The organism is Haloterrigena sp. H1 (genome assembly GCF_005938085.1).
In the GTDB taxonomy this organism is placed as follows: domain Archaea; phylum Halobacteriota; class Halobacteria; order Halobacteriales; family Natrialbaceae; genus Natrinema.
On sequence record NZ_SMZK01000008.1, the window covers coordinates 16,442 to 32,237 of the forward strand.

Genomic DNA, 15,796 nt, shown 5'->3' on the forward strand with positions numbered 1-15,796 from the left:
TCCAGAATGGAAATCTAACAACTCCAAAATATAGTCACAGATTCAAATCTGTGAAATCCGTGACCCCAATAATTCCCTCGAGCGCCAACCCGAACGCCTTTTCAGCCCCGCCCGCAGACATCAATCCATGTCGACCGAATCGATCAGCGACCGGCGCGAACACATCCGCTCGGTGGGCGTGACGGCGTTGTCTGCGCTGCTGGGCGTCGCCGCGGCGCTGGCTTCTGCGGCCTGGGTTGGCGTCTCCGAGGCAGCCGCCCAGAACACGCAGGCGCTCGCGTTCGTCCTCGGCGCGATCTTCGTCCAGTACGTTCTCATCAACGCCGCGGGGATCTACGACGACGACGAGTTCGGGACGAAACACTACCTGTTCGTCGCGTTCATGACCTTCGCACTGTGGTTCGTCACGTGGGGTATCCTGCTGACTGCGGAGGCGTCCTGAGATGGCAGATGACAGCATCGCCGTCGTAGACCTAGACCGGTGTCAGCCCGACCGGTGTGGCTACGAGTGCAAGAACTACTGCCCGCCGAATCGCACGGGCAAGGAGTGTATCACCCTCCGCGGCGAGGAAACCGACGAGGGCCAACCCGAGCAGATCCACATCTCCGAAGAGATCTGTCTGGGCGAAACCTGCGGGATCTGCGTCGAGAAATGTCCCTTCGACGCGATCGAGATCATCAACCTCCCGAAGGAGCTCCAGGACGATCCGGCCCACCGCTACGGCGAGAACGCCTTCTCGCTGTACGGGCTTCCTGCACCCCAGGACGGACAGGTCACCGGCATTCTGGGCCCCAACGGGATCGGGAAGACCACCGCCGTCCGCATTCTGGCCGGCGAACTCGAGCCAAACCTTGGCCGCCACGAGGACGAGCCAGGGTGGGACGAGGTGCTCGAGGCCTACCGCGGAACCGAACTGCAGGATTACATCGCGGACGTCCGCGACGGCGACGTCACTATCGCGCGAAAGCCCCAGTACGTCGACCAGATTCCCAACAGCTTCGACGGGAACACCCGCGAGCTGCTCGAGCGGACCAACGAACGCGGGGCGTTAGACGAACTGGTCGAACGACTCTCGATCGGGCCGGTCATGGACCAGTCGATCGACGACCTCTCGGGCGGGGAACTCCAGCGGGTCGCCATCGCGGCCACACTCGCTCGTGATACGGACTTCTACTTCTTAGACGAGATCACACCCTATCTGGACATCGGCCAGCGCGTGACGGCAGCGCGGCTGATCCGCGAACTCGCGGAGGAGGAGGACAAGTCGATGCTCGTCATCGAACACGACCTTGCGATCCTGGACTTGCTCGCCGATACGCTTCACGTCGCCTACGGTGAGCCCGGGGCCTACGGTGTCATCACCTCGCCGAAATCCGTCCGCAACGGGATCAACGAGTATCTCTCTGGCTATCTCGACAACGAGAACATGCGGATCCGGCCGAACCCCATCGAGTTCGAGGAACACGCACCGCGAACGGCGACCGCCGCCGACACGCTCGTGGAGTACCCCGACCTCACCAAGAGCTACGGTGATGGCGAGTTCAGCCTCGAGATCGAAGGCGGCACGATCCGCGAAAACGAAGTGCTCGGCATCGTCGGCCCCAACGGGATCGGGAAGTCAACGTTCGCGAAGCTGTTGACGGGCAATCTCGAGCCCGACAAAGGCGACGCCGATCTCGACCTCGACATTTCCTACAAGCCCCAGTACGTCACCATCGACCAGCCCATGCGGGTCGACGCGTTCCTCTCGTCGATTACCGATCAGTTCGGCTCCTCATACTGGAACACCGAGATCGCCCAGCCGCTACAACTCGAGCGGATCATGGAGCAGAACCTCTCGGATCTCTCCGGCGGGGAACGCCAGCGGGTCGCCATCGCGGCCTGTCTCTCCGACTCGGCGGATCTCTACCTGCTCGACGAACCCTCGGCGCATCTGGACGTCGAACAGCGCGTGCAGGCGACCAGCGCAATCCGCCGGTACGCCGAACAGCAGGACGCCACCGTGTTGGTCATCGACCACGACATCTACATGATGGACCTGCTCGCCGACCGGCTGATGGTCTTCGACGGCGAGCCTGCCGTCCACGGTCGTGCCGGCCAACCGCAGCCGATGCGCGATGGCATGAACGAGTTCCTCGCGAACCTCGAGGTCACGTTCCGCCGGGACGAGCGCACCTCGCGCCCGCGGATCAACAAACCCGAGTCACAGCTGGATCGCCAGCAGAAAAGCGAAGGCGAGTACTACTACGCACCGTAGGGTCGCAGATCAGCCCTTCTCGGGACGGAATCGGTCGCCGAGCCCAGAACTTATACTCGAGTGGATAGTCATGGCTGCAGTATGCCCGCCAGTGACGACACGGACGCGACCGACGACGCCGTCGGTCGCCGAACGCTGCTCCGTGCGAAGGAGCTGTTGCAGTCGTCTCCGCTCGGTGCCGAACGCGCCGTCCGGTCTGGCGATGAGAGTGGGGTTTCAGAGCCGGGTTCTGCCGCCGGTGCGTTCCTGGGCAGCGACCACGACGGGCGATCGTACCGGCTGTACGTGCCACCCGGCTACGACGCCGACGAGCCGGTGCCGTTGCTCGTGTTCCTTCATGGCTGTCGACAGACGCCAGCAGCGTTTGCGGCCGAAACCGGGATGAACGAGGTTGCAGCGGACGAGACGTTTCTGGTCGCCTACCCGAAACAGTCGCGCTTTGGAAACCCGCTCCGGTGTTGGAACTGGTACGACGACACGGACGCCACACGCGGGAACGGCGAACTCGCCTGGCTCGCCGACCTCACGCACAGCGTGATCGATGAGTTCGCTGTCGACGAGGATCGAGTTTACGTCGCCGGGCTCTCGGCCGGCGGGTCGATGGCGGCTCGAGCGATCGTCGAATACACCGACCTGTTCGCTGCAGCGGGCGTTCACAGCGGGCCTGCATACGACGCCGTCGGAAGCGCGCTTTCGGCGCTGTCACAGATGTACCGCGGCGACAGGCAGGACGGGCGTGAGGCGGGGATCGAAGCGTACGAGGCGATGGCCGACCGCGCACGTGCGATTCCGACGATCGTCTTCCACGGAACCGACGACGACGTGGTCGACGTCGCAAACGCCCGGCAACTCACCGCAGGCACGCTCCGTGCGAGCCATCTCGGGGTCGACGGCGACGAAGAGACGCTCGAGGTCGAGCCCGACCGGGTGGAAACCGGCACAAGCGGCCCGTACGAGTATGCCAGACGCCAGTATCGAGACGGGAGCGGGACCCTCGTCGTCGAAGAGTGGCTCGTCGATGGGATGGGTCACGCCTGGTCCGGCGGCAGTTCCGACGGGCGGTTTACCGCACCCAATGGGCCGGACGCGAGTCGCCTGCTGTGGCAGTTCGTCAGCGAATACGAGCGATCGACACTCGAGGCCGTGGCCGACGCCCGGTGGACGCTGCCGATCGTCGGTCCGGTCTCGCGTAGCCGGCTCTCACGGGTGCAAACGCAGGTGCGAGCGGCGGTCTCGCGACTGATCGAACGGTAATACCAACTCGAGAGCCGGTGTGCAACGGAGAGAAACGAAACTCCACCTCGTCGATCGACGGTCGAGCGTCGAACAGTGTCGAAACGGAATTAGCTGATCAGCCGCTGGCAGCTCCCACAGAGGTTCTCTTCTTTGATGTCGACCTCGCGAACTGTCGGCGAGAAGTTCATCACACAGCGGTTGTTGTCACAGTGCTCGAGGCCGTAGGTGTGGCCGATCTCGTGGACGATCTCCTTGCGGACCCGATCCTCGAAGATGTCGGCGGCGCTTTGATTCGAGAAGCCGCCGTCGCTCGAGGTCTGGAGCCGATAGGTGGAGACGACGCTGCCGCTGCCGTCGAGATAGGCGAGGCCGAAGACGTAGTTGCGACGCCGGTAGAAGAGATCGTGCGGGGTGATGGCGATGTTTTTCATGCCACGGCCGACTCGCTCGGCCAGTTGGATGAACGGCTCGGCGGAGTACTGGTTCCGGTCGGAGTCGTACGCACCGTTGGGAACCGACTGCGAGTCGTTGATCGACACGTCGCAGTCGTAGACCGATCGCAACGCCGCGGAGGCCGCCCGCTTGACCTCAGCGGAGACGTTCCCGACCGGTACGATATCGACGAGCATAGCAAGTGCTATGACCGCGGGTGGCATAAACGTCCCGCCATGGCCGACTCGCGCCGGAATCCCGGCACAATAATCGATTACCTGACTGCCTACCAACGGGTCGTCGAGGTCGGGATCGGCCACCGGACCGATCTCGCTCGAGCGCTCGCCGAGCGAGGGGTGTCGGTCACCGCGACCGACATCTACGACCGCGACGTGCCGGACGACGTGACGTTCGTCCGCGACGATATCGTCGATCCCGAGCCGTCCGTCTACGCGGACGTAGACGCGATCTACGCCCGAAATCTGCCACCGGAGCTCCACCGGCCGGCGCTTGCGGTCGCTCGGGACGCCGACGCCGACTTCCTGTTTACGACCCTGGGCGGTGACCAGCCGGCGGTTCCGGTCGAGCGCAAGACCGTCGAGAGTGGGACGCTGTACGTCGCTCGAGCGATTCGCTGAACGACCCGCGTGTTCGATAGCGACGCAACTGTCCGATCCGGCCAGTAATCGCGCCCGTTGAGCCTGCCGGGAGGGACTATAATATCGCCGCGCTGGTGGTGATCGGTATGGGATTGAGCGCTCGGAACCGACTCGAGGGAACGGTCCAGTCGATCGAGACGGACGGTATCATGGCGGAGGTCACGATCGAGACACCGGCTTCACAGACGGTGACAGCAGTGATCACGACCAGTTCGGTTGATCGGCTCGGAATCGCGGAGGGAGACGAGGTGAACGCGGTGATCAAGGCGACCGAGGTGATGGTAGCAAACGAGTAACCGGGGCGTAACTGGGAACGGAAGAGCGTCTTTCGTCCGAGCAACGAGTCGTGGTGCTTCCGAATCGAATCCGATCGCCTTTATTCCCAGCGTCCCGTCCGAACGGGTATGAACGCAGATGCCGTCGTCCTCGATATCGACGGAGTACTCGTCGACGTCGCCGACTCCTACCGGCGTGCGATCGTCGAGTCCGTCGACGCAGTCTACGGCCGGACGATCCGGAAAGACGATATTCAGGAGTTCAAGGACGCAGGCGGGTTCAACAACGACTGGGAACTGACCTACGCGGCCGCACTCTACGTGCTGGCGACCGAGGAAGGCTACGGCGAGTCGCTCGAGGCGTTTACCGACGAAATCGCTGCTGCAGGCGGCGGCCTCGAGGCGGCCGAAGCCGTCGTCCGCGAGGCGATCGGTGCCCGCGCGACCCAGCGTGTGACCGACCACTGGGACCGCGACCGACTTCGCGATGTCTTCCAGCAGTTGTATCTCGGTGACGAACTCTATCGCGGGCTCGAGGACGGCGAGCCGGATCTCGACCGGGAGACGCCGGGGTTCATCCACGACGAACCAGTGTTGCTCGAAAGCGAGGCCCGCGACCGGCTGCTCGCGGAGTACGACGTGGGCGTCCTCACCGGGCGGCCGGAGGCCGAGGCGGAGATCGCCTTAGAGCGAGTCGGGCTCGACGATGCGATTCCGGTCGACCGTCGGTTCACGATGGACGACTGGGAAGAGGGGAAACCACACCCGAAAGCGTTGACGACCCTCGCAGAACGGTTCGACGCAGCCAGCGTCGCGTTCGTCGGTGACACGTTAGACGACGTTCGGACGGCAGTCAACGCCGACGAGGCCGATCCCGAGCGAGAGTATCACGGGATCGGCGTCCTGACCGGCGGGTTGACCGGTGAGACAGGCAGACAAAAGTACGAAAGCGAAGGCGCGGCGGCGGTGCTCGTGTCGGTCAACGCGGTTCCTGACTGGCTCGAGTCGTAATTCTCGGCGCGAAGCAGTCACGACCGGCAGTCGTCGTCACTGACAGTCGCTGCCACCCAAGCAGAGGGAAGCCGTCGGCGACGATCTCACGCAGCCGGCTCGTCCAGTCGTCGGCACGACTCGAACCGATCGTCCGTCAGGTAAACGCTCCCGTCACGGATGGCGACGGCAATGGCATCGAGCGCGTCACCGCGACACGGGCCCGCCGTACAGACGCCGTCACCGCACTCGAAGCGCGCGCCGTGTTTGTGACACACCAGTTGCTCGTCCCGGACGATCGCACCGGAGCCGGGATCGAGCCGGACATCGGGTTCGTGCGGACACGAGTTTCGCCACGCGGTCACGTCGTCGCCTGTGCGGCGGAGAATCAGCTCCGTCCCCCGATTGCCGGAGCGGGCCTCACACCGGAGCGTCCCGTCAGTCGGGATGTCCGCGAGCGCGGCGATGCGGCGGGGATCGTCACAGTCGGTCACGTCGTCCGCGGACGGACCGTCGGCGTCGTCTGTGTCCCCGTCATCTCCGCCACCGACGCTGAATCGAAACGTCGCGTCGTCGGTCGAGACGTCGCCCTCGTTGCCGTAGACGCGAACCGACGTCGATTCGTCGTCTCCCTCGAGCGTTACCCGGACGGAATCGGTCATACCCACTATTTTCGGCCAGCCTAAAAATAGGTTCCGAGACGGACTGCCCACGACGGCTCCCGAAGCCGCGCGGTACGCCTTTATGATGGCCGAGCGAAAGGTGGATATGGACGACGCCGAAGTCACCGTCGACGTCGAAGTCGAAATCGAAGTGGACACCGACGAACTCGAGATCGAAGTCGGCGACAAACGCGAGTTCGAGGGCGAACTCGAGGCCGATGGCCTGACGATCGAGATCGAGGCCGACATCGAGGTCGAGGGCGAAAGCGAAGCTGACGAGGAATCAGCCGACGACGCCGACGACGAGGAGACTGAAGCCGAGGACGACACCGAAACCGCGGAAGACGACGAGGAGTAGGCAGTCAGGGCACACGGCAGAGCGCGCTCATCACGGTACACTGTCCACCGCTCTTGTGAACGCGTGTCGAAAAACGCTATGTGCTGGCCCCGGTAGGCCATCGCATGACCTGGACGGTAATGCCGACGTACGACGAGCACAGGACGGCCCGCGAGGACTTTTCGTGGGACCTCCCCGACGAGTACAACCCTGCGGTCGACTTTCTTCGGAAACACAACGACACGAGTCGGACGGCGCTGCGGTACGAACATCCCGAGAACGGCCTCGAGACTTACTCCTTCGACGACCTCGACGAACAGTCGGATCGCCTCGCAGCCGCGTTCGCCGATCTCGGTGTGGCAGCCGGCGACCGGGTCGGCGTCGTCGTCCCGCAGAAGCCACAGAACCCGCTGACCCACCTTGCGAACTGGAAACTGGGTGCGGTGTCGGTGCCGCTGACGGTCCTCTTTGGGCGCGATGCGCTCCAGTACCGGCTCGCAGACAGCGAGGCCACAGCGGTGGTCGTCGATCCCAGTGTCCGGGAGACGATCGACGAGATCCGCGAGGAGTGTCCAGCACTCGAGCACGTCATCGAACTCGGCGACGCCGACGCGGTCACAGGCGAGGCACACGCCTTCGACGAGCTCGTCGCATCCCACGAGCCGGGCATCGACGTCTACGACGCCACCCCCGAGACGCCGACGGCGATCATGTACACCAGCGGCTCGACGGGCCCGCCGAAGGGGGTCCGCCACAGTCACGCACTCTGGCTCGGGCGCGCTGCCGCAGCGTACAACTACTTCGATCAGGGCCTTTCGGAGGGCGAGGCCACGCTGTGGACCCCAGCGGACTGGGCCTGGGGTGCAGCCCTCGGTGGCACCCTCTTTGCGGCGTGGCACCACGGCTGTACGATCGTCGGCTGGCCCCGCGATGGATTCGATCCCCACGAAGTCTACGACCTGCTCGAGCGCCACGACGTCACGAAAGCCTTCATGCCGCCGACCGCGCTCCGGATGCTGATGGGCGTCGACGATCCCGAAGCCCAATATGACCTTTCGATCGAGACCTTCGCCTCGGCCGGCGAGCCGCTCACCTCGGAGGTCGTCGAGTGGGTCGAATCAACGTTCGAGGACGTCGCGATCAACGAGTTCTACGGCCAGACCGAACTCAATCTCGTCGTCGGCAACTCGGAGACGTGGTTCGACACGCGGCCGGGCAGTATGGGCAAGCCCTTCCCGGGCTACGAGGTGGCGGTGCTCGATCCCGAGACGCACGAACACAAAGAGCGTGGTGAGACTGGCGAACTCGCGATCAAACCGGGCGATCGCCGCGTCTTCTTCGACGAGTACCACGGCCTGCCAGAGAAGACGGCGAACAAGCAGACTGCGGATGGGTGGTTCCTAACCGACGACCTCGTCGAGCGCGACGAGGACGGCTATCTGTGGTTCGTCTCGCGGGCCGACGACGTCATCCTCACCAGCGGCTACCGTGTCGGGCCGATGGAGGTCGAGGACGCAATTCTCACTCACGAAGCTATCGAGCAGGCCGGCGTCGTCGGTGTTCCCGACGATACGCGTGGTGAAGCGATCAAAGCGTTCGTCAAGCCCGCGAGCGACGAGTACGATCCCGACGACCTTCGCGAGGAGATCCGGACGCTCGTCCGCGACCGGCTAGCTGAATACGAGTATCCCCAGCACATCGCGTTCGTCGAAACGCTCCCGACCACGACGACGGGCAAGATCCGACGGCGGTCCCTGCGAGAGCGCGAGGGACTCGACGACGGGTAGCCGGACGCGACGGCTCGAGGCTGGCGACGAGGAACGCTCGAGCCGATCGAATCCGGAGCGTCGCTTGTTCGCGCCGGCAGCCCGCTTATCGGGATCGATCCCGAGTATCCGGTATGGAAATTCGGGAACCGGAGTCCGCGGAGACCGAACGGATTCGCGAGGTCGTCGACAGTTCGATGACGACCTCGTTCAGGCTCAGCCCGGCACAGATCGATGGGCTAGTCGACGAGCAGTTCGCTGACGAGGCAGTCGTCGACAAGCGCGAGGACGAGGAGACCCTGCTGCAGGTCGCCGAAACTGGCGCGGAAATCGAGGGGACGACCATCGCCGGGTTCGTCGAAGGGCGACTCGAGGACGGGTGGGGCGAGGTCAGGTGGCTGTTCGTCGATCCGGAACACCGTGGGAAGGACATCGGCACCGAACTGTACGAGACTGCGACCGAGACCCTCCGCGACCGCGGGGCCGAGCACATCTGTGTCACCGTTCTCGAGGCCAACACGGAGGGCCACGACTTCGTCGAACGGCTCGGTCTCGAGCACGACGGCGACCGGCGGGTCGAGATCGCCGACGAGTCGGTCGTCAACTACGTCTACACGGAGCCGGACGTGGACGCGACCCTTCCCGGTTCGGCAGGGGAGGACGCAGCAGACGAGGAGTTTCCCGAAACGGAGCGGGTCGACGAGCAACTGACGACGGCCGACGACGGAACGACGGTGTACATCGCCCGCGACGAGGAAGAGTCCGGCACCGCGGCGTCGTTTTTCGTGACCTACGAAGACGACGCCCACACCGAGCAGTACGGCTTCTACTGTGCGAACTGTGGCTCGCTCGCGGTCTCGATGAACAACATGGATCGCCTCGAGTGTAGTGACTGTGGAAACACCCACACAGAGCGGTCCACGGAATCGTACGACGACTCGTACCTCTAGTGGACAGGGCCCGCGACCCGCGCTGCGGTCCCACCGGTCACTCGTGACAGCAGACCGTATGAGAGAACAACTATAGCCCGCGGCCGCGTAGCCATCCTCACTGACTTCTCCCGCTGATGAAACACATCGACTACGCGTACACGTTCGGCATCGACGAGTCGACGATCGAAGAGCGGCTGCAAACGGCCGAGACGGGCGTCCTCTCGCTTTCGAAGGACGACGAGAGTTACGCCATCCCGCTGGCACACTACTACGACGGTGACGGACTCTACTTCCGGCTCGGCGTCACCGACGGGAGCCGAAAACAGGCGTTCATCGATGCGACCGAGACAGCGTGTTACGTCTGCTACGGGACGGAAGCGACCGACGATCCGCGCGAGATAGACTCCTGGAGCGTGATGCTCACCGGCCAGCTGTCAGAGATTCCGAAATCTGACTACGACCGGTTCGACACGGCCGAAATCAACCAGCAGTTCGCACCCATTCGCGTCTTCGACGAGAACATCGACGAGATCGAGATCCGCATCCTCGAGCTCGAGATCGACACGATAACCGGTCGAGCCACGTCGGAGTCGTAGCCGGACGGACGTTGCTTATGCGAGGAAGACGACGAGGAGGCCGATCGCTGACACGGCACCGAGGCCAGCGGTCACGAGACGGCCGAGCTCGGTGGTTCCGATCACCCACGCGAGGCCGGCTTTCACGATCGTGTTCGCGATCGCGCCGATGACGATTCCCGTTGCGGCGACGTGTGGCGTGATCGTCCCGTCGGCCGCGAGCCTGCTCAGCGTCAGCGTGATCGCGTCGACGTCGGCGAGGCCGGAGACGAACGCGGTCGCATAGATCCCCGATTCACCGAGCAGGGAGTGGGCGGACTCGGAGACCAACAGGACGGCTGCGAAGACGGCACCGAAAAACAGCGCCGGGCGCAACTGAAACGGGTTCGCGAGCTCGGTCTCGGCCTCCTCGTCCAGCGTCGTGGTCGCTCGCCAGTAGACGATAGCGGCGATGCTCGCGCCGAGGGCCGTCATCACGGCTAGCGGAACGGCGACGTATGGGAGCAGATCCCGGTTGACGACGGCGACTTCGATGAGTGCCCGCGGAAACATGACGATCGACGCGGTTATCGTCGAGAACGCACAGATCTGGGAGAGGGAACGTTCCGCACTCGCTCGTTCGGCCATCGACACCGTCGTCGCGGTCGAGGAGACGAACCCGCCCAGAATCCCCGTCAGCGCGATCCCCCGTTCCGTTCCGATCGTCCGACTCAGAACGTAGGCGACGAAACTCAGCCCGGTGACGAACACGACCATAAGCCAGATGAACCGTGGATTGAGACCGAACGCGACGTCGAGTTCTCGATCGGGGAGGAGCGGAAAGACGACCAGCACGACGAGGATGAACTTGATCGACGCGCGGCGTTCGGCCTCGTCGATCCGGTCGACGAAGTCGTGAATAGTCCCCTTCGCAGAGAGCAACACTGTGACGACACCGCCGACGGCGACGGCCAGAACCGCGCCGCGTTCCGAATGGGTCGTCAGTGCTCCCAGGACGACGGTCAGTAACGCGGCCATCACCGTCGTCAGCCCGATGTCACCCTCGAACCAGATCTTGCCGAGATACGCCACCGTCAGCGGAATCACGAGCGTCCCGACTGCGATCGGAAGCAGCCCCGGAAAGAACGCCTGGACGAGCGCGCCATACAGCGCGAACAGCGGAAACGTGCGACTCCCGGCGAACGTACCGCCCGACTCGCTTTGTTCGCGCTCGAGACCGATGAGCGCGCCGATCCCGAACGCGATCGCCACCCGAAACACCAACACTTGAAGCGGGGCAGCGAGGGGATCGGCCATGTCGCTGTGCTTCGTGGGTGGGTTCCGTCAAGCTTCGGGACTCTTCGGTGTGAGAACACCAACGACTGTGATCGTGTTTCATGTTTCATCTGTCCGTGGCATCGATTTCGATGCGTACGTGATCGATGGATGCCTGATCGCCGCGGGTGTCCGACCCCACCACGGTTGTCCGCCAAATGCGTATTATGGGCCGACTGAACGATGTGAATAAGAAGCGCGAAAGCGCCCCGACGAGTGATTTGGGTTCACAACCTGAGTCGGCGCTACTTCGCAAAGATTGTGTCTGCCGTCGCCGCGCCGACGACGCTGAAAACCGAGCCGACGCTGACGGCCTTGAACGTCGTTTCCACGAGTTGACTGGTTTCCTCAGTCTCGAGGAAGGTCTCAGGCGCCCCGAATAGCAACGCAAGGACGGTGACTGAGCCGAACGTGACGATCATCAGTGAAATAAAGCGGATTGGAATTCCGGCGACCTCCTGTTCGTCGTCGGCGTCGCGGGTCGCGTCCGCCTTGTATAGCGCCGCGTAGCCGATAGCGAAGACGATGGTCACGATCAGGAGCGCCTGCAGGATGTGCATGTTCCTCGCAAGCATCCAGACTTCCTCAGTGACCACGAACGGACCTGCGAGCAGGAACCCACCGACCATCTGCTGGGCCGAGTCCGCAAGCCGGAACTGCTGGGGGCGGCGCGGCCGGAGTCTCATAGCAGGTGATTATGCCGGACCGACAAAAACGCTCCCGCTCGAGCATTACTGGTCGCTCGAGTCCACCGGCGGACTGGCTGTGACATCAGACGAACAGCAACAACGCGGCATACCCCGCCGCACCGACGGCGAACGCCCCAGAACCGACTCTCGCGCTCGGGTGGCAGCTCCTCTTTGATCACGTTGAGGATGATCCCGCCGGAGAGAAACGGGACGAACACCGCCACGAGGATCTCCGACGGTCTCGAGGACGTAGCCGACACCTGCACCGGCGATCACCGCCGCTGCCAGCACCCACCGTCCACGACGGTGGTACGTCCGCCCGTGATGTGCGCGGAGGCCGTCATCGGTGACGACGAAGTGCAGTGCCATTGCCACCGAAAACAGGAGCAGGTTCCCGAGTTCGCGATCCACAGCAGGTAGCCGACGATCGCGTTGTAGGCGGCGAAGGAACCGACGTGGATCCAGAAAATGCCGTCGCCGGCTCGGTCCGGATCATGGTTCGACCGCTGGGTGAACTGCTCGAGGCGTAGAAGGTAACGAATCCGAACAGCGCGATCAGATAGCCGTGGTGTTCGGCGAAGGCGGTCGGGTCCCCGTATTCCGCGAGCGTCACTGCGGCCTCCCCGATGTCCGGCAGGAGATGGACGAAGACGTACGCGACCGAGACGCCGCCGGCGATCGACAGCCACCGGCTTCGGGGGATCCTGCCGCCGATGCCGAGTCGACCGGCCAAGAGATGGGGCAACGTGAGGGCGACTGCAGCCACGAAGACAACCACAGTGTCAGAGCGTGGAGATCCGATCGAGAGCATCGATGGCGACGGTACCACCGCCGTGACCGTAGACCTGTGGCCGGCGATGGATACGGGCCGTAGCTGTCAGTTCCGACCGGCCAGTACCGGCCTGTGACTGTGGCGAGAAACGGGTCTGTCCGGTAGTCTGTCAGTCGTCGACGCCGTGCGGGCGCTCCTCGCCCGATCGGCATCGCGTCGTTGACCGTCCCGGCGGTTCGTCGGACGAGTCGGCCGAACGATCGGCGGCGGCTGACGAACAGCGCCGTCCCGAGGACGACGTAGAGGACACTGTACGCGAGCAACAGGTCTGTACTCGAGACCGGGAGCACGACGAGTTCACGGATAATGAGAAACTCAATAACAACCTGCGAGAGGAACAACCCGAGCAAGGTGAGCGCTTCCCGGACGGAGATTTCGAACCGGAGCAACAGCCCGATCGCGAAAAACGACTGGGCGGCGGTCAGCCAGATCTCCGCGGACTGCTTGAAGTCGAACGCGGAGGACGCCGTAGCGACCGAGCGCAAGCGAGTGGACGACGACGAGCGTCCCGATGAGCAGCGTCCACTGGTTGAGCTTCGACGAGATGAGTGCGTTAAAGCCCGCCGTCGACCGCGCCTTGTTGACCAGATAGACGACGACGATGAGCTCCGGCGACTCAGAAGCCAGCGGTGCGATCCACTGGATCATGAAAAAGGAGGGGATACCGACGCTCTGGCCGAGTTCCTCGAGCCCGTGAGCGAAAGGTTCGACGGCCGTGAAGATCATCGCCCCCGAGTAGGCAAACAGCACCAAAACGGTGGCGATGCGGGGGGCCGCGAAAACCGCTGTAGGTACGCCGGCACGCCGACGTGTTGGGTTTCGGGTTCGGCTTCGCCGCGGAGATCACCGCGATATAGCAGACATACAGGCCGACCAGAAACAGCATATCGAAGACGTCGATGCCGCCGTTGAACGGAACGAGAAACGCCCAGAGCGTCGCGGCGAGCAGGAACACGATCTCGAGACCGATGTCGCGGTCGAGGGAGACGACGTCGGCCAGCAAGCCGGGCCGTTTCTCGACGGCGGGATCGGTCGCCGACCCCCGGCGGAAGATCGTAAAGAGGGCGATGCCGGCCCAGCCGATGCCGATGAGGATGCGGTTCGGCCGGTCATGTTGGCGACTGCCAAGTTGCCAGCCTCGGATCCCGGCGTTCGGTGCCGACGAACTGGCCCGCGTTCCACGCATACAGGGCGTCGACGGCGTACTCGGGGGCGACCGCGAGGACGGCAGCACCGCGATCGCGAACGCTCGCGGGACGTCTTTCTCGGCGGTCTCGGCGGCCCAGGCGAGCAAAACGACGCGCCGAGGACGGCGAGGCCGGTCACGACCACCGTCCAGAGCGTTGGCAGGGTTCGAAGCGCGGCCGGCGCGAACTGGGGCAGGAGATCCGTCGCTCCCAGACGGCGACCCAGGGGAGCGTCAGTACGAGTGCAGCCGAAATCGCGCCGAGCGCTTGTCGTCTCATAGAATCGTCTTGAACTGCGTATTGGTCAAGGTCCTATACGTCGTCCGTCGCAGTGGCCGTCGTGCCTGCTACTGCTGTGGCCCGCGTTCCTCGAAGGGCTGGACGACCACGAATCCCTCCGATCCCGTAAACTCGAGCTGGTAGCTCTCGTCGGAGGACTGGCCGATCATATTCGAGAGCGAGGTGTCGACGTGACTGCCCGGCGTCGTCTCGCTCCAGGCGACGGTCGCGCTGGGATCGGTTCTGACCGGCGGTTGCAAGACGAGCGGCTCGCCGTGGGTCGTGATCGCGACGGTGCCCGGCCCCTCGAGAAAGACGTTCGTCAGCCCGCCGGCAGAAAAGCCCGCGATGCTCTCGACGGTTCGGATCTCGTAGGTGACGCTCGACTCGAACGCGAGGACGTCATTGCCGTTGACCGAGATCGGACTGCCCGGCGTCGAGCTCGAGAAGCTGGATCTTCTTCTCTTGATCAGCGAGATAGAGGTGTCCGGTCCCGGTGGCCTCCATTACCGGTGTTCCCTCGCCAGTTGCCTTCTCCTTGAGAAAGCCCGTAATGCGCCTTCCGCGGAGGATTTCCCCTCGAAGGAGATGTCCCCGTCGTAGGCGATCATCGAGCCGGCTTTCGCGATGACGGAGCCGTCGAGATCGATGTCCAGTAGCTTGTCGTTCTCGAGTTGAAACGTCTCCCCGCCAGCTTTCGGTTCGTTCGCGGTAACGAATTCGTCGACGTTCATGATGAGCGAGCCGGATGGCTCTACCGGCTAGTAAACGCAAGCAGCCAAATAGTTATGTATGTTTAAATTTCAAGTTGCCGTGACTGCCGAGCGTCGTCTCGCTCCATCGGGTGACTGGGCTTCGATTGCGCCTCGAGTGCGTCGACGATTCCCGCGAGCAGGTCCCGTTCGTGGGCGACGTGTTCGTTGGTCAGGTCGACGAGTTGTTCGAGTTCGCTCCGGCGGCGCTCGAGTAAGACCTCGACGTCGGCCCAGGTATTCTCACAGCGCTCGTTGGCTTCCATGACTCGCGCCTGTGCGTGTCCGAGATAGCGGACGACGCTGTAGCCGACAAGGAGGGCCCGAACCCGACGACGACCGTCCCGAAGAGACTCATTCGGTTTCCGATAATTCGATCGGACTGAATTGTAGTTTTTGTTTCACGATCGGCGGAAGTCGTGGATCGCCGAGAGGTGTCGTCTGCCGTGGCGAACGTGATCGACACGGCGCTGTCACCGAGAAGCAGTCACCTGGGACGGATCGTGACGATCGGCCATAGTCCGGTTTCGAGGGACGACGAGCGTGACGACGCTGCCCCGGGAATCGGCGTCCTCGAATCGAATCGTCCCGCCGGCTTTCGTGACGATGTGGTCGACGAGC

Annotated in this window: 15 protein-coding genes and 3 pseudogenes; 10 read left to right on the forward strand and 8 right to left on the reverse strand. The window is 63.7% G+C overall.

The window, feature by feature from the left end:
• Window positions 1–127 precede the first annotated feature (127 nt).
• From E2L06_RS21405 to E2L06_RS21415, 3 genes are all read left to right on the forward strand, one after another.
• Window positions 128–442 (forward strand): hypothetical protein, encoded by a 315-nt coding sequence (locus E2L06_RS21405; protein ID WP_138782395.1) that lies wholly within the window; start codon window positions 128–130, stop codon window positions 440–442.
• A gap of 1 nt (window position 443) precedes the next feature.
• Window positions 444–2,258, forward strand: a complete 1,815-nt coding sequence (locus E2L06_RS21410) for a ribosome biogenesis/translation initiation ATPase RLI (protein ID WP_138782396.1) — start codon at window positions 444–446, stop codon at window positions 2,256–2,258.
• A gap of 81 nt (window positions 2,259–2,339) precedes the next feature.
• On the forward strand, window positions 2,340–3,512 hold the full coding sequence (locus E2L06_RS21415) for a PHB depolymerase family esterase (RefSeq protein ID WP_138782397.1): 1,173 nt from the start codon (window positions 2,340–2,342) through the stop codon (window positions 3,510–3,512).
• Window positions 3,513–3,601: 89 nt separating this feature from the next.
• On the opposite strand, the gene E2L06_RS21420 is transcribed toward E2L06_RS21415, so the two are convergent.
• Entirely contained in the window at window positions 3,602–4,123 is a 522-nt protein-coding gene (locus E2L06_RS21420) for an archaemetzincin family Zn-dependent metalloprotease (RefSeq protein ID WP_138782398.1), read from the reverse strand.
• Between the two features lie 39 nt (window positions 4,124–4,162).
• Between E2L06_RS21420 and E2L06_RS21425 the strand changes: the two genes are divergently transcribed.
• From E2L06_RS21425 to E2L06_RS21435, 3 genes are all read left to right on the forward strand, one after another.
• Window positions 4,163–4,564, forward strand: coding sequence for a UPF0146 family protein (locus E2L06_RS21425; RefSeq protein ID WP_171052386.1), 402 nt, complete (start codon window positions 4,163–4,165; stop codon window positions 4,562–4,564).
• Window positions 4,565–4,671: 107 nt separating this feature from the next.
• Window positions 4,672–4,881: a molybdopterin-binding protein gene (locus tag E2L06_RS21430; RefSeq protein ID WP_138782399.1), complete on the forward strand. Its 210-nt coding sequence runs from the start codon at window positions 4,672–4,674 to the stop codon at window positions 4,879–4,881.
• A 108-nt stretch (window positions 4,882–4,989) separates the two neighbouring features.
• Window positions 4,990–5,871, forward strand: coding sequence for a TIGR01548 family HAD-type hydrolase (locus tag E2L06_RS21435; RefSeq protein ID WP_138782400.1), 882 nt, complete (start codon window positions 4,990–4,992; stop codon window positions 5,869–5,871).
• 86 nt (window positions 5,872–5,957) lie between these two features.
• Here the strand turns inward: E2L06_RS21435 and E2L06_RS21440 are convergent, their stop codons facing one another.
• Window positions 5,958–6,512, reverse strand: coding sequence for a Rieske 2Fe-2S domain-containing protein (locus E2L06_RS21440; RefSeq protein ID WP_138782401.1), 555 nt, complete (start codon window positions 6,510–6,512; stop codon window positions 5,958–5,960).
• 106 nt (window positions 6,513–6,618) lie between these two features.
• On the opposite strand from E2L06_RS21440, the gene E2L06_RS21445 reads away from it, so the two are divergent.
• The 4 genes from E2L06_RS21445 (at window position 6,619) to E2L06_RS21460 (ending at window position 10,143) form a co-directional block, all read left to right on the forward strand.
• Window positions 6,619–6,870: a hypothetical protein gene (locus E2L06_RS21445; protein WP_138782402.1), complete on the forward strand. Its 252-nt coding sequence runs from the start codon at window positions 6,619–6,621 to the stop codon at window positions 6,868–6,870.
• A 104-nt stretch (window positions 6,871–6,974) separates the two neighbouring features.
• Window positions 6,975–8,636 carry an acyl-CoA synthetase gene (locus E2L06_RS21450; protein WP_138782403.1) on the forward strand — a complete coding sequence of 554 codons (1,662 nt, stop codon included), beginning with the start codon at window positions 6,975–6,977 and terminating at the stop codon, window positions 8,634–8,636.
• A gap of 113 nt (window positions 8,637–8,749) precedes the next feature.
• A complete protein-coding gene (locus E2L06_RS21455) occupies window positions 8,750–9,565 on the forward strand; it encodes a GNAT family N-acetyltransferase (RefSeq protein WP_138782404.1) in 816 nt (271 codons plus the stop codon).
• Between the two features lie 116 nt (window positions 9,566–9,681).
• Window positions 9,682–10,143 (forward strand): pyridoxamine 5'-phosphate oxidase family protein, encoded by a 462-nt coding sequence (locus E2L06_RS21460; RefSeq protein WP_138782405.1) that lies wholly within the window; start codon window positions 9,682–9,684, stop codon window positions 10,141–10,143.
• Window positions 10,144–10,158: 15 nt separating this feature from the next.
• Here the strand turns inward: E2L06_RS21460 and E2L06_RS21465 are convergent, their stop codons facing one another.
• The 6 genes and pseudogenes from E2L06_RS21465 to E2L06_RS22695 form a co-directional block, all read right to left on the reverse strand.
• The gene (locus E2L06_RS21465; protein ID WP_138782406.1) at window positions 10,159–11,418 is read right to left on the reverse strand and encodes an MgtC/SapB family protein; all 1,260 of its coding nucleotides are present in this window, start codon (window positions 11,416–11,418) and stop codon (window positions 10,159–10,161) included.
• Between the two features lie 263 nt (window positions 11,419–11,681).
• A complete protein-coding gene (locus E2L06_RS21470; RefSeq protein WP_138782407.1) occupies window positions 11,682–12,122 on the reverse strand; it encodes a DUF2391 family protein in 441 nt (146 codons plus the stop codon).
• An 85-nt stretch (window positions 12,123–12,207) separates the two neighbouring features.
• A pseudogene (locus E2L06_RS21475) lies at window positions 12,208–12,936 on the reverse strand (hypothetical protein).
• A gap of 130 nt (window positions 12,937–13,066) precedes the next feature.
• A pseudogene (locus tag E2L06_RS21480) lies at window positions 13,067–14,423 on the reverse strand (sodium:calcium antiporter).
• Between the two features lie 68 nt (window positions 14,424–14,491).
• A pseudogene (locus E2L06_RS21485) lies at window positions 14,492–15,157 on the reverse strand (AIM24 family protein).
• Between the two features lie 62 nt (window positions 15,158–15,219).
• Window positions 15,220–15,441: a hypothetical protein gene (locus E2L06_RS22695; RefSeq protein WP_249361552.1), complete on the reverse strand. Its 222-nt coding sequence runs from the start codon at window positions 15,439–15,441 to the stop codon at window positions 15,220–15,222.
• Between the last annotated feature and the right edge of the window lie 355 nt (window positions 15,442–15,796).

Excerpts from the sequence above, each read along its gene's own strand:
- E2L06_RS21440 (WP_138782401.1), bottom strand. The coding sequence starts at position 6,512 with ATGACCGATTCCGTCCGGGTAACGCTCGAGGGAGACGACGAATCGACG.
- E2L06_RS21410 (WP_138782396.1), top strand. The coding sequence starts at position 444 with ATGGCAGATGACAGCATCGCCGTCGTAGACCTAGACCGGTGTCAGCCC.
- E2L06_RS21465 (WP_138782406.1), bottom strand. The coding sequence starts at position 11,418 with ATGGCCGATCCCCTCGCTGCCCCGCTTCAAGTGTTGGTGTTTCGGGTG.
- E2L06_RS21470 (WP_138782407.1), bottom strand. The coding sequence starts at position 12,122 with ATGAGACTCCGGCCGCGCCGCCCCCAGCAGTTCCGGCTTGCGGACTCG.
- E2L06_RS21405 (WP_138782395.1), top strand. The coding sequence starts at position 128 with ATGTCGACCGAATCGATCAGCGACCGGCGCGAACACATCCGCTCGGTG.
- E2L06_RS21445 (WP_138782402.1), top strand. The coding sequence starts at position 6,619 with ATGGACGACGCCGAAGTCACCGTCGACGTCGAAGTCGAAATCGAAGTG.
- E2L06_RS21415 (WP_138782397.1), top strand. The coding sequence starts at position 2,340 with ATGCCCGCCAGTGACGACACGGACGCGACCGACGACGCCGTCGGTCGC.
- E2L06_RS21430 (WP_138782399.1), top strand. The coding sequence starts at position 4,672 with ATGGGATTGAGCGCTCGGAACCGACTCGAGGGAACGGTCCAGTCGATC.
- E2L06_RS21450 (WP_138782403.1), top strand. The coding sequence starts at position 6,975 with ATGACCTGGACGGTAATGCCGACGTACGACGAGCACAGGACGGCCCGC.
- E2L06_RS21435 (WP_138782400.1), top strand. The coding sequence starts at position 4,990 with ATGAACGCAGATGCCGTCGTCCTCGATATCGACGGAGTACTCGTCGAC.
- E2L06_RS21455 (WP_138782404.1), top strand. The coding sequence starts at position 8,750 with ATGGAAATTCGGGAACCGGAGTCCGCGGAGACCGAACGGATTCGCGAG.
- E2L06_RS21425 (WP_171052386.1), top strand. The coding sequence starts at position 4,163 with ATGGCCGACTCGCGCCGGAATCCCGGCACAATAATCGATTACCTGACT.
- E2L06_RS21460 (WP_138782405.1), top strand. The coding sequence starts at position 9,682 with ATGAAACACATCGACTACGCGTACACGTTCGGCATCGACGAGTCGACG.
- E2L06_RS22695 (WP_249361552.1), bottom strand. The coding sequence starts at position 15,441 with ATGGAAGCCAACGAGCGCTGTGAGAATACCTGGGCCGACGTCGAGGTC.
- E2L06_RS21420 (WP_138782398.1), bottom strand. The coding sequence starts at position 4,123 with ATGCTCGTCGATATCGTACCGGTCGGGAACGTCTCCGCTGAGGTCAAG.